This window comes from Mesorhizobium sp. M0587 (assembly GCF_040320945.1).
Lineage (GTDB): Bacteria > Pseudomonadota > Alphaproteobacteria > Rhizobiales > Rhizobiaceae > Mesorhizobium.
The window spans coordinates 1-12,338 of sequence record NZ_JAMYQP010000029.1; the positions used below are offsets into that span (position 1 = coordinate 1).

Genomic DNA, 12,338 nt, shown 5'->3' on the forward strand with positions numbered 1-12,338 from the left:
GCAAGGTTTTCGACCGGATTTTCGTGCGTTGCAGGCCGCGGGGTTCGCAGTCACGCCGCTGGCGGAAGGCGATGGATTTGACGCGGCGCTGGTGCTCGTTGGCCGCCATCGCGGCCAGAACGAACTGCGCGTCGCCGATGCGCTTGAGCGCGTGGCGCCGGGTGGATTGATCGTCGTCGCCGGCGGCAAGGACGACGGCGTCGCCAGCCTCCGCAAGCGCATCGATGAGCTTGTACCGCTCGATGGCCACCTGCCGAAATATCACGGCATTGCCTTCTGGCTACGCCGCCCCGCCGATCCCGCAGCCGCGAAGGCACTGCGCGCCGCCAATCCCGCCTTGCTGGTGGAAGGCCGCTTCCATACCGCGCCCGGCATGTTTTCCTTCGACCGGATCGATGCCGGCTCAAAACTGTTGGTGGAGAACCTGCCTGGCGATCTGCGCGGCAATATTGCCGATTTCTGCGCCGGCTGGGGCTATGTCGCGGCCGAGGTCGCCGCGCGCTCACCCGGCATTTCAACGCTCGACCTTCATGAGGCGGACTTCGCCTCGCTGGAAGCCGCGAAGCTCAATCTGGCCGGGGTTGGCCAATCGATCGCCAGGAATTTCTTCTGGACGGATCTCATCGCCGAACCGGTCGAGCGCCGCTACGACGCGATCGCCATGAACCCGCCGTTTCACCGCAACCGCGCGGCCGAGCCAGAGATCGGCGCCGGCATGATCCGCGCTGCGGCCAAGGCCCTGAAGCCCGGCGGCCGGCTGTTCATGGTCGCCAACCGCCAGCTTCCCTACGAACCGGTGCTTTCCGCCGCCTTTGCCAGCCATGCGGAGCTTGCCCGCGACGGCCTGTTCAAGGTTGTTTCCGCGCGGCGGTGATGCAACGCCGCCTGATCTTAGTGCAGATTGCCGACGCGGCGCGTGGCTTCGGCAACTGGCCCAGCCTCGATCCCGATCTTGAGCGGCGCCGGCCGCCCGAACAGGTAGCCCTGCACCACTTCGCAGCCGGCTGCCCGAAGCAGCGTCGCCTGGCTCTCGGTCTCGACGCCTTCGGCAATGATACTGACGCCGAGCGCGCGAGAAAGCCCGACAATGGACGAGACGACCGCGCCGGAGCTGGAATCGGTATCGATGCGGCTGACGAAGGAGCGGTCGATCTTCAGCTTGCCGAACGAGAAGTCGATCAGGTAGCTCAGATTGGAATAGCCGGTGCCGAAATCATCGACGGCAACGGAGATGCCCATCTCGGCAAGCTGTTTCAGAATGGCGGCGGCACGGTCACGATCCTGCATCATCGCCGTCTCGGTGACTTCCAACTCCAGCCGCGACGGCTTGATGCCTGTGGCCGTCATCGTGTCGCGCACGGTGCCGATGAAATCCTTTGTCATGAACTGGACCGGCGAGATGTTGACGGCGACGAAGCAGTCGTCCGGCAAATGGCGGGCGTCGCTGCAGGCCCTGCGCAGAACCCATTCGCCGATCGGGTTGATCATGCCCGTCTCCTCGGCGATCGGGATGAACTCCATGGGCGGGATCATGCCGCGTTCGGGATGGTTCCAGCGGATCAGTGCTTCGTAGCCGACGATACGGCCGGTCGGCAGGTCGAGTTGCGGCTGATAGTGAAGATCGAAGTCGCCGCGTTCGAAGGCGGTGTGCAGCTCGGATTCGACCCATTGGCGATAATCGGCCACGCGCCCCATCTCGCCGTCGAAGACCGACCAATTGCCGACCCCGCGGGCGCGCGCGTTCTGCAGCGCCAGGTTGGAGCGGCGCAGGATCAGGATCGGATCGATGCCGTCCTTGGGCATAGCCACGATTCCCACCGACAGGCTCACCGACTGCTGGTGACTGCTGAGTTCATAAGGCTCCATCATCTCGTCGATGAGCCTCTCGATTATGCTCTCTATCGTCCCCCGGATCTGATGGTCCGGGAGCAGCACCGCGAATTCGCCGGCGCCGATGCGTCCGATCAGCGCGCGCTCCGGCATGCATGTCTGCAGCCGTTTGGTGAAAGCGCGGATCAGCTCATCGCCCTGGCTGTAGCCGATCGCATCGTTGATCTGTTTGAACCGGTCGATGTCTATGTCGATCAGGAACACCGGTTCCCCGGTCCGGCTTGTCGCGCATGCCGCCTCGGCGATCTTGCCGACCATCGCCGGGCGCGCCAGAAGGCCGGTCAGCTTGTCGAAATGGGTTTCGTTGAAGACAAAATCCGCAGATTCATCGACGCCGGCGAAGAAGGACATTGCCGCCACCGACGCTGCCAACGCGCAAAGCGCGGCCATAACCACGACCATCATGCCGGCCGGTATGCCGGTGAAGCCATCGCCGAGACCGTATTTCAGGCCCCAGATTCCGAGAACGAAACTGCCGATACCCGAGCTTGCTATGGTGAGCAGTCGGAACACCGGTGTTCGCTTCGGGTTGCTGACGGAAGGCATTGAGACGTCCCCAAACTGCGGGACTTCGTAGCGGATATCCTCTTAAAATGGGTTTCCGCGAATGCTTCCAATTTTATCGGAAGGGATTATTTTTTTACTGGAGAAAAGAATATTTCCCCGCGCGTCCTGATGCATGTCGTCCAGCAGTGATTCCCGGTTTGGGACGAAACCTTTCGCCTGAATCCGGTTCAGGGGCGTCGGGCTTTAGTCGCGCGCGCTGTCCGTCTGCTTCAACTCGTCGAGGGTCGGCATCGAGACGATGTGATAACCGGAATCGACATAGTGGATTTCGCCGGTGACGCCTGAGGCGAGATCGGACAGCAGATAAAGCGCCGAGCCGCCGACCTCGTCGATTGTCACCGTGCGGCGCAGCGGCGAGTTACGCTGCTGATACGAGAACATGTGGCGCGCGTCTGAGATGCCGGCGCCGGCAAGCGTGCGCACCGGTCCCGCCGATATGCCGTTCACCCTGATGCCGCGCGGGCCATAGTCGTTGGCCAGGTAGCGCACGCTGGCTTCCAGCCCTGCCTTGGCGACGCCCATGACATTGTAGTTTGGCATGACCCGAACCGAACCGGCATAGGTCAGCGTGATCATCGAGCCGCCGTCCTTCATCAGTGCGGCGGCATGGCGGGCGATTTCGGTGAAGGAATAGCAGGAGATGACCATGGTGCGGATGAAATTGTCGCGGCTGGTATCGGCGTAGAGGCCCTTCAGCTCGTTCTTGTCGGAAAAGCCGATGGCATGGACGACGAAGTCAAGTCCGCCCCAAGCCGTGCCCAAGGTCTCGAACGTGGCTGCGACCGAAGCGCTGTCCTCGACATCGCATGGCACGACCAGCGAGGCGCCGACCTTGTCGGCGAGGGGCTTGACCCGGCGGCCGAAGGCGTCACCCTGATAGGTGAAGGCGAGTTCCGCCCCCTGTTCGGACAGTTTCCGCGCAATGCCCCAGGCGATCGAATGATCGTTGGCGACCCCCATGACAAGCCCGCGCTTGCCCTTCATCAATCCGTCCATGGCCGCCAATCCTTATACAAAAACGCTGGTCTTACGCGGAATAGCGCTGGAAAATCAGCGTTGCGTTGGTGCCACCGAAACCGAACGAATTCGACAAAACAGTGTCGATCCTGGCGTCGTCGATGCGCTTTCGCACGATCGGCATGCCCTCGAATTCGGGATCGAGGGTCTCGATATGGGCGCTTTCGCCGATGAAGCCGCCTTGCATCATAAGGATTGAATAGATGGACTCCTGCACGCCGGCAGCGCCCAGAGAATGGCCGGTCAGCGATTTCGTCGAGGTGATGAACGGCATCTTCTCGCCGAACACCTCGCGGATCGCACCCATTTCCTTGGAATCCCCAACCGGGGTAGAGGTGCCGTGGGTGTTGATGTAATCGACCGGCGTGGTGACGGTCGACAGTGCCTGCCGCATGCAGCGCGCAGCGCCCTCGCCCGAAGGGGCAACCATGTCGTAGCCGTCCGAGGTCGCGCCGTAGCCGACGATCTCGGCATAGATCTTGGCACCGCGCGCCTTGGCGTGATCGAGCTCTTCCAGCACCAGCACGCCGGCCCCGCCGGCGATGACGAAGCCGTCGCGATCGGCGTCATACGCGCGCGAAGCGGAAGATGCCCGGTCGTTGAATTTCGACGACATCGCTCCCATAGCGTCGAACAGGTCCGACATCGTCCAGTCGAGATCCTCGTGGCCGCCGGCAAAAACCATGTCCTGCTTGCCCCACTGGATAAGTTCGTAGCCATTGCCGATGCAATGCGCCGAGGTCGAACAGGCCGAAGAGATCGAATAGTTGACGCCGTGGATCTTGAACCAGGTGGCCAGCGTGGCCGACGCGGTCGACGACATCGCCTTTGGAACCGCGAAGGGGCCGATACGCTTGGGACTGCCATTCTTGAGCGTGGTTTCGGCCGCTTCGACGATGGTGCGGGTGGAAGGGCCTCCCGAGCCCATGACGATGCCGGTGCGCTCATTGGTGATGTCGTTTTCGCCGAGGCCCGCATCGGCGATCGCCTGGTCCATGGCGACGTGGTTCCAGGCTGCGCCCTGCGACAGGAAACGCATCGCGCGTCGGTCGATCATGGCGGTCGGATCGAGTGTCGGCGCGCCCCAGACATGGCAGCGGAAGCCGTGCTCGGCGAAGGAATCGGAGAAACTGATGCCGGATCTGGCGTCATGCAGCGAGGTCTGCACCTCATTGGCATTGTTGCCGATCGACGACACGATGCCGATGCCTGTGACTACGACACGTCTCATTCGCAACTCCTTCCAGGGATGCTGGCCGGAGGACCGGCCAGGACTGCGGTCAAGCGACCGCCGACTGCTTGGACAGACCGACCTTGAGGTCGGTTGCCGCATATATGGGCTCGCCGTCGGCCTTCAGCCAGCCATCGGCGATGCCCAGCACCAGCCGGCCGCGCATCACGCGCTTGAAATCCACGCCGTACTCGACCTTCTTGACGGATGGCGTGACCATGCCCTTGAACTTGACCTCACCGGTCGACAGCGCCATTCCCTTGCCCGGTTCGCCGAGCCAGCCGAGATAGAAACCGGTCAATTGCCACAGCGCGTCGAGGCCGAGGCATCCCGGCATGATCGGATTGCCGATGAAATGGCAGGCAAAGAACCACAGGTCCGGCTTGATGTCGAATTCCGCGCGGATGAAGCCCTTGTCGAAGGCGCCGCCCGTCTCGCTGATTTCGGTGATGCGGTCGAACATCAGCATCGGCGGATAAGGCAGTTGGGCATTGCCTGGGCCGAACAGCTCGCCGCGGGCGCAGGCCAGCAATTCGTCGTAGTCGTAGCTGGATTTGTTACCCGCCATCAATCTCTTCCCGTTATTGTCCCGGGCGGTAGCGCGCCCTTGTCGTTGGTGTCCTAACACAATCTGTTTCAGGCCGGAAACCGGCGTTTGCGCTTAACCCGCCAGTCTGCTCGGGTCAATGCACGCTATTGATCGTGTTCGGACGACAGAATATATGTCGACAGGGGTCCGGTTTTGGCAGAGATCCATTTTTTTGCCATTCTGGGCGTATCTTGAAGCGGGACTGTGAGCTTGGACGACCAGATGGACCGGGGCCGCCGGAAGGAAAATGTCGCTGTGGACAAGCGGGTTCGTGAAGCCGGCCTGAGGCCGACGCGTCAGCGCATCGCGCTGGCCGACCTGCTTTTCGCCAAGGGCGATCGCCATTTGTCGGCCGAGGAACTGCACGAGGAGGCGGTGGCCGCCGGCGTGCCGGTGTCGCTGGCCACCGTCTACAATGCCCTTCACCAATTCACCCAGGCGGGGCTGCTGCGTATTCTCGCCGTCGAGGGCGCGAAGACCTATTTCGACACCAACACCTCCGACCATCACCATTTCTATGTCGAAGGCGAGAACCGGATATTCGACATCGCCAACGGCCCGGTCACGATCACCAACCTGCCCGAGCCGCCGGAGGGGATGGAGATCGCCAATGTCGACATCGTGGTGAGGCTGCGGCCCAAACGCCCTGAATGACTGGCGGGAGATGAAACCCCTCGATTTGGCGATCCGGTTGGAATGGGCCATCGTGGCCGTGGCCTCAGTCGTATTCTATGGATCGGTCGGCGTTTCCTGGTGGCTGTTCGGATTGCTCATCCTGGCGCCGGACCTGTCGATGCTGGGCTACCTTGCCGGGCCGCGCGTCGGTGCCGCAGCCTATAATGCCTTGCATGTGCTGATTTTCCCGCTGTTGCTCGCGTTTGCCGGAGGTATCTTCGGCAACACCATGGCGACAGCCATTGCCCTGGTCTGGATTGTCCACATCGCCATCGACCGCGCGCTGGGCTACGGCCTGAAGCTTTCAACCGGTTTCCAGGATACCCACCTCGGCCGCATCGGCAGCTAAGTGACAGCGATCTGGTACATGCGACCAGACCGCCCATTGCATCGCTACATACCGCCGGTCGAAACCGGTGTCGCGGAAACCATCGGCAGCATTCGCTCCGTCGCGTCGAACAGTTCTTCGGCGAGGTCCGAGAGCCGTGGATAGGGCGAGAATACCAAGATTGGATTCAAGGCTCGGACCGTTACACCGCCTGCTTGCTCGCTGACCAGGAACTTCAACGGCGCTTCGGGTACGGCGCCGGGATCAGGCCGGTCGCTATCCGATCCCGAGTGCCTCCGAAGCTCTCGATGCTGAGGGTCAGTTCTTGACCCGCTCGCCTGGATAGGCGCCCCAGACCGCCGACTGGGCGAGCCAGCCGGTGTGGCCGTCGAGCGTCATTTCGCACCACTGGCCGTCGCAGGATTTGATCGTGCCCATGACGCCGGGCTCGACGATCGCCACCACACCGGCATCCTTTTCGGGACTCTTGAGAAGATTGATCTGAGCACCCTTGCCGCGCTGCCATGGCGCGATGATCGCGGTGCGCCGGCCCGAAAGCAGCGATTGGTTGATCCAGCCTTCCGAGCCGTCCGCGTCGCGCACACGGCGCCACGTGTCGAATTCCTGGACGATCTCCATGGGCAGGCCGGCCTTCATATACATCCAGTCGACCGAGTAATTGGCGCCCGGACCGACGCGCGAGTTGACGCGGCCGGATTTCAGGCTGACGAATCGCGGCAGAGGCAAGCCGCTCGGCCCGAGCGTCACGGCGCTCTGGGCGGGTGCCGCCGCACTCTGGGCGGCCAGCTGCGGGGAATAAAGGAGAGCGCCGAGAAATGCTGCGCTGAGGGTCAGGCGGAGCGACGCGAAACCAGACACTTTCGTTCCTTTCGGCGCTGGCCTGCCGGCTCTGGCGCCCCTTTTTCTTTGTCTTCGGCGGCACCGCTTGTTACATGAGTAAATCGGCTACCGCGACCGGCTCCAGTTTCGCCGGTCTTGGTTAAAGAGGTCTCAACGAGGGAAACAATGGCAGGCAAAAAGAAGCCTCTCGTGGTCATCACGCGAAAGCTGCCGGACCCGGTCGAGACCCGCATGCGCGAGCTGTTCGACGCAAGGCTGAATGTCGAGGACAGGCCGATGACGCAGCCGGAACTGGTCGCGGCGGTCAAGGAAGCCGACGTGCTGGTGCCGACGGTGACGGACCATATCGACGCCGCGCTGATCGCCCAGGCCGGCGACAATCTCAAGCTAATCGCCAATTTCGGCAACGGCGTCGACAAGATCGACGTGGCGGCCGCGGCCAAGAGAGGCATTACCGTCACCAACACGCCGAACGTGCTGACCGAAGATACCGCCGACATGACCATGGCGCTGATGCTGGCGGTGCCGCGCCGGCTGGCGGAAGGCGCCAATGTGCTCACCGGCGACAAGAAATGGGCCGGCTGGTCGCCGACCTGGATGCTTGGCCGGCGCATTTGGGGCAAGCGGCTCGGCATTGTCGGCATGGGCCGCATCGGAACCGCCGTCGCCAGGCGGGCCAAGGCCTTCGGCCTGTCGATCCACTATCACAACCGGCATCGCGTGCTGGCGGCTGTCGAGGACGAGCTGGAGGCGACCTATTGGGAGAGCCTCGACCAGATGCTGGCCCGCATGGACATCATCTCGGTCAATTGTCCGTCGACCCCGGCGACATTCCACCTGCTTTCGGCGCGGCGGCTGGCGCTGCTGCAGCCCACGGCCTATATCGTCAATACCGCGCGCGGCGACATCATCGACGAAGAAGCACTGGTCAAGCTGATCCAGGACGGCAAGATCGCCGGTGCCGGCCTCGACGTCTACGAACACGAGCCGGCGCTGAACAGTAAGCTGCTCAAGCTCGCTGGCCGGGGCAAGGTCGTGCTGTTGCCGCATATGGGCTCGGCGACTCTCGAGGGCCGCATCGACATGGGCGAGAAGGTCATCATCAACATCCGCGCCTTCGTCGACGGTCACCGCCCGCCGGACCGCGTCCTGCCGCTCAGGACCTGATGCGGCGCATGACCCTGAAAAATGGGACCGGCCTTCGGGATCATGCTCTCGATAAAGCCTATCCCGATTCAATCGGGATGCGACGGCTATATTGCAGCGCAATGCTGGGCAGGCTCCAAGTGAAAGCTCAGGCTTACGAAAGGCTCTTCCGCATGGTTATCGAAGTCGGCCTGCTGTAGCCCTCATGCGCGGTGCGCTTGGTCTCGTGGAAGCCGAGGCGGGCAAAGGCGGCATGATTCCCGGTCAGCTCGATCCGCGTCTGAAGCTCGATGGCGGGTTTGCCCCGGTTGAGCGCAAGCTCTTCGACGGTCTGCATCAACCGCCGGCCAATGCCCTGTCCCTGACGGTCCGGCGCGACGGCGAGCTTGCCAATATAGAAACTATCGGTCCTTTCAAGAGCAAAGACACAGCCGACGATCCTATCACCGCCCAGGGCCACGAAGCCGGTTTCCCGTCCGGCCTTGTCGCGCAGACCGTCGACGGTGAGCAAGTGCGCAGAGGAGGCAGGATCGATGACGCCGTCCATCGGGGCGAAGGCAAGCAGGATCAGTGCGAGTAGGTCGTCCCAGCGCTCGAAATCGGCGTGAATCCGGGCAACGGAGACAGTTTCGGCCTGATCCACTGGTCAGGTTCTCTTGTAGCGGATCGTTTCGAAACGCGCGCTCAGCGCATCATAAAGCAGTAGCCGGCCGACCAGTGGCTCGCCGATACCCGTGATCAACTTGATCGCTTCCATTGCTTGCAGCGTGCCCACGACCCCGGTCAGCGCGCCAAGCACGCCGGCTTCGGCGCAGGACGGCACCATGCCCGGCGGCGGTGGCTCCGGAAACAGATCGCGATAACCCGGGTTGGGGCTGCCGTCCTTGCCATCCTCGAATGGTTTCAGCACGGTCACCGAGCCGTCGAAGCGCCCGACCGCGGCATGCACCAGCGGTTTGCGTTCGCCCGCGCAGGCGTCGGCCACCGCATAGCGGGTCTCGAAATTGTCGGAACCGTCGACGACGATGTCATAGCGGGCAATGAGGGCAGGGGCGTTGTCTTCGGCCAGACGGAATGTGTGCGTTTCCACGCTGGTGTTGGGATTGATCCGGGCGATTGCCGCCTTGGCGCTGTCGGTCTTCAGCATACCGACAGTATCGGTTCCGTGAATAACCTGGCGCTGCAGGTTGGAGAGCGAGACTGCGTCATCATCGATGATGCCGAGTGTTCCGACGCCGGCCGCGGCCAAATATTCCAGCACCGGCGCGCCCAGCCCCCCGGCGCCGATGACCAGAACCCGCGCTTGCTTGAGCTTCTGTTGACCGGCGCCGCCGACCTCGGGCAGCACGATGTGCCGGGCATAGCGTTCGATCTCGTCGGCGGTGAGCGCAGGGGTCATTGCCAGACCATATAGTGGCTGAAAAAGCTTGTCAGGAGTGTTCGGTTGGCCCAACCGCACCATGGTCGACGGTTAGGAATTGCGCGCGTCCCTTGAGACTGGAAAACAGCGCCGCATCGGTTCCGGTCATGAAAGCCTGGCAGTTCAATTCCTCCAGGATCGAAAACAGCGCCGCCCGCCGTCCGCCGTCGAGATGTGCCGCGATCTCATCGAGCAGCAGGATCGGCGTCATCCCCGACATCTCGCCCGTCAGCCTGGCATGGGACAACACAATGGCGACCAGCAGCGCTTTCTGCTCGCCTGTCGAACAGAGCTCGGCCGGCATCGCCTTGGGCCGATGCCGAACCACGAGATCCGAGCGATGCGGCCCTTCGAGCGTGCGTCCGGCAGCGCGGTCGCGGTCGCGGCCATCCGAAAGCGCCCGCCGGAACCGCTCCTCGACGTCGACCGCCGGGGCGGTGACGATCTCAGCCTCCAGATCGCCTGAAAGGCCGATGTCGGCCTGCGGAAACGGCCCGCTGTCGGGCAGCCGGTCGATCATGGTGGCCAGAAGGCGCACCAATTCGGCGCGCGCGGCGGCGATCGCGACGCCGGTTTCGGCCATCTGCGTCTCGATCGCGTCGAACCAGCGATCGTCCCGGGAGCCTTCCGTCAGCAGCCGGTTACGGCCGCGCATCGCTTTCTCGTAGTCGAGCGCTCGCTGGCCATGGCCGGGATCGATCGCCAGCACCAGCCGATCGAGAAAACGCCGCCGATCCGCGGCCGGTCCCGTGAACAACGCATCCATGGCCGGCGTCAGCCACACGACGCGCAGCCATTCCAGCATGTCCTCGGCCGAACGCGCCGGAGCCCCGTTGATCCGCACCCGCCGGCCGCCTTCGCCGGCACTGTCGCCGCCGGAAACGCCGGTGCCGATCTCGACCTGGCCGTCAGGTCCATCAAGCCGCGCATGCAGGGCAAAGCCGCCGTCGCCGCCCTCGCGCGCGACGTCGGCGTAAGGAGCACGGCGCAGGCCGCGTCCTGGCGTCAAAAACGAAATCGCTTCGAGGAGATTTGTCTTGCCTGCGCCGTTGTCGCCGGAAAAGATCACGGCGCCCGGCGCAAGATCTATAGCCAACGTCGCGTAGTTGCGAAAATTTGTAAGCGTTAACTTACTTATATAGGTTTGTGCCGGCAACCGCTATCCGCCTATAGACCGGCTCTTCGTTTCACGAAAACGCAGAACCGTTCTATCTCCTTGTTTTGACGCAATTCGGGACGGAAAACCGCTTTTTCCTGGATTGCTCTGGAAGTCGCCGAAAAATTATCGTCCTCGCTGCCGGTCCTGCGGCAGAACATGATGAGGCCGCGACGGCTACACCCGCATCGGCATCAGCACATAGAGCGCGGTTTCGTCGGCCATGTCATGGATAAGGGTCGGCGAACCGGCATCGGCCAGCATGAATTTGGCTTCCGAACCGGTCAACTGCGCGGCAACGTCGAGCAGATATTTGGCGTTGAAGCCGATCTCGATCGGGTCGGCTGAATAGTCGGCCGCAAGCTCCTCGGTGGCGCTGCCCGAATCCGGATTGTTGACCGCAAGTGTCACCTGACCCTCGCTGATCGACAGCTTCACTGCCCGTCCGCGTTCGGAGGAAATGGTCGAGACGCGATCGACGGCGGCGGCAAAGCTCTGGCGGTCGATGATCAGTTTCTTGTCGTTGCCGGTCGGAATGACCCGCTGGTAGTCCGGGAAGGTGCCGTCGATCAGCTTTGAGGTCAGGACGACACTGCCGATGGTGAAGCGGATCTTGGTATCCGACAATTCGGTGGTGACGGCAACGTCCGGATCATCGACCAGCTTCTGCAGCTCGCTTACCGTCTTACGTGGAATGATGATGCCCGGCATGCCCTCGGAGCCCGCCGGCGCGTCGATCTCGGCGCGCGCCAGACGATGGCCGTCCGTCGCCACCGAACGCAGCTTCAGCTTGCCGCCGACCTCATGCGTGTGCAGGTAGATGCCGTTCAGGTAATAACGCGTCTCCTCGGTGGAGATGGCGAACTGGGTCTTCTCGATCAGGCCCCTCAGGGCAACCGAGTCGAGGCGGAATATGTGTGAGAAAGATCCCGCCGAAAGCTCCGGGAAGTCGGATTGCGGCAGGCATTGCAGCCGGAAGCTCGAGCGGCCGGACGTCACCGTCATGGCATTGCCGTCCTCGTCCGTCTTCAGCATCACCTCGGCGCCATCCGAGAGCTTGCGCACGATGTCGTAGAGAAGGTGCGCCGGAACCGTGGTCGCGCCGCCGCGCTCGACCTTGGCGGGCGTTGCTTCCGTCACCTCGAGATCGAGGTCGGTGGCCTTCATTTCGAGACTGGCGCCCTCGGCGCTGAGCAGCACGTTGGACAGGATCGGTATGGTGTTTCGCCGTTCGACCACGCGGTGGACGTGGTTGAGCGATTTCAGGAGATTTGACCGTTCCAGGATAACACGCATGACGAAACAGGCTCGCTTGAAAGGATGAGCGGGTCCCCGGCTGGCGGCGCCCCGCGAAAAACGTCTGAATAGGCTCAGAATCTACCCAAACTGACAGGAAAAAACCAGCAAACGCAAGCCCGCGCCGCCGGTTCGGGCCGGCGGCGGAGGCTTTCTGGGGAT

General features: G+C 62.8%; 14 protein-coding genes. 4 read left to right on the forward strand and 10 right to left on the reverse strand.

From position 1 onward, the window contains the following. Nucleotides 1–874, forward strand: an 874-nt coding sequence (locus NKI49_RS23110; RefSeq protein WP_352605645.1) for a class I SAM-dependent methyltransferase, incomplete at its 5' end; no start/stop codon positions are given. 17 nt (nt 875–891) lie between these two features. Here NKI49_RS23110 and NKI49_RS23115 read toward each other — a convergent pair. The 4 genes from NKI49_RS23115 to fabA all read right to left on the reverse strand — a co-directional run bounded on the left by NKI49_RS23115 (nt 892) and on the right by fabA (nt 5,273). After that, entirely contained in the window at nt 892–2,436 is a 1,545-nt protein-coding gene (locus NKI49_RS23115) for a putative bifunctional diguanylate cyclase/phosphodiesterase (RefSeq protein ID WP_352605643.1), read from the reverse strand. 204 nt (nt 2,437–2,640) lie between these two features. Continuing rightward, nucleotides 2,641–3,453: an enoyl-ACP reductase FabI gene (gene fabI / locus NKI49_RS23120; protein WP_352605641.1), complete on the reverse strand. Its 813-nt coding sequence runs from the start codon at nt 3,451–3,453 to the stop codon at nt 2,641–2,643. A gap of 31 nt (nt 3,454–3,484) precedes the next feature. Continuing rightward, complete coding sequence (gene fabB / locus NKI49_RS23125; RefSeq protein ID WP_352605639.1) at nt 3,485–4,705, reverse strand: beta-ketoacyl-ACP synthase I; 1,221 nt, start codon at nt 4,703–4,705, stop codon at nt 3,485–3,487. 49 nt (nt 4,706–4,754) lie between these two features. Next, a complete protein-coding gene (gene fabA, locus NKI49_RS23130) occupies nt 4,755–5,273 on the reverse strand; it encodes a 3-hydroxyacyl-[acyl-carrier-protein] dehydratase FabA (RefSeq protein WP_352605637.1) in 519 nt (172 codons plus the stop codon). A gap of 243 nt (nt 5,274–5,516) precedes the next feature. Between fabA and irrA the strand changes: the two genes are divergently transcribed. Next, nucleotides 5,517–5,948 (forward strand): iron response transcriptional regulator IrrA, encoded by a 432-nt coding sequence (gene irrA, locus NKI49_RS23135; protein WP_027026599.1) that lies wholly within the window; start codon nt 5,517–5,519, stop codon nt 5,946–5,948. A gap of 10 nt (nt 5,949–5,958) precedes the next feature. Further along, a complete protein-coding gene (locus NKI49_RS23140; RefSeq protein WP_352605635.1) occupies nt 5,959–6,318 on the forward strand; it encodes a DUF4260 domain-containing protein in 360 nt (119 codons plus the stop codon). A gap of 44 nt (nt 6,319–6,362) precedes the next feature. Here the strand turns inward: NKI49_RS23140 and NKI49_RS23145 are convergent, their stop codons facing one another. Next, nucleotides 6,363–6,536, reverse strand: a complete 174-nt coding sequence (locus NKI49_RS23145) for a hypothetical protein (protein ID WP_352605633.1) — start codon at nt 6,534–6,536, stop codon at nt 6,363–6,365. Between the two features lie 79 nt (nt 6,537–6,615). Beyond that, nucleotides 6,616–7,176 carry an SH3 domain-containing protein gene (locus NKI49_RS23150; RefSeq protein WP_352605631.1) on the reverse strand — a complete coding sequence of 187 codons (561 nt, stop codon included), beginning with the start codon at nt 7,174–7,176 and terminating at the stop codon, nt 6,616–6,618. A 147-nt stretch (nt 7,177–7,323) separates the two neighbouring features. Between NKI49_RS23150 and NKI49_RS23155 the strand changes: the two genes are divergently transcribed. Continuing rightward, nucleotides 7,324–8,325, forward strand: coding sequence for a 2-hydroxyacid dehydrogenase (locus NKI49_RS23155; RefSeq protein WP_352605629.1), 1,002 nt, complete (start codon nt 7,324–7,326; stop codon nt 8,323–8,325). A 133-nt stretch (nt 8,326–8,458) separates the two neighbouring features. Here the strand turns inward: NKI49_RS23155 and NKI49_RS23160 are convergent, their stop codons facing one another. From NKI49_RS23160 to dnaN, 4 genes are all read right to left on the reverse strand, one after another. Continuing rightward, complete coding sequence (locus NKI49_RS23160) at nt 8,459–8,947, reverse strand: GNAT family N-acetyltransferase (RefSeq protein WP_352605627.1); 489 nt, start codon at nt 8,945–8,947, stop codon at nt 8,459–8,461. A 3-nt stretch (nt 8,948–8,950) separates the two neighbouring features. Then, the gene (locus NKI49_RS23165) at nt 8,951–9,703 is read right to left on the reverse strand and encodes a molybdopterin-synthase adenylyltransferase MoeB (RefSeq protein WP_352605625.1); all 753 of its coding nucleotides are present in this window, start codon (nt 9,701–9,703) and stop codon (nt 8,951–8,953) included. Nucleotides 9,704–9,734: 31 nt separating this feature from the next. Further along, nucleotides 9,735–10,880 carry a DNA replication/repair protein RecF gene (recF, locus tag NKI49_RS23170; RefSeq protein WP_352605623.1) on the reverse strand — a complete coding sequence of 382 codons (1,146 nt, stop codon included), beginning with the start codon at nt 10,878–10,880 and terminating at the stop codon, nt 9,735–9,737. Nucleotides 10,881–11,057: 177 nt separating this feature from the next. After that, nucleotides 11,058–12,176: a DNA polymerase III subunit beta gene (dnaN, locus tag NKI49_RS23175; protein WP_027026589.1), complete on the reverse strand. Its 1,119-nt coding sequence runs from the start codon at nt 12,174–12,176 to the stop codon at nt 11,058–11,060. Nucleotides 12,177–12,338: the final 162 nt, after the last annotated feature.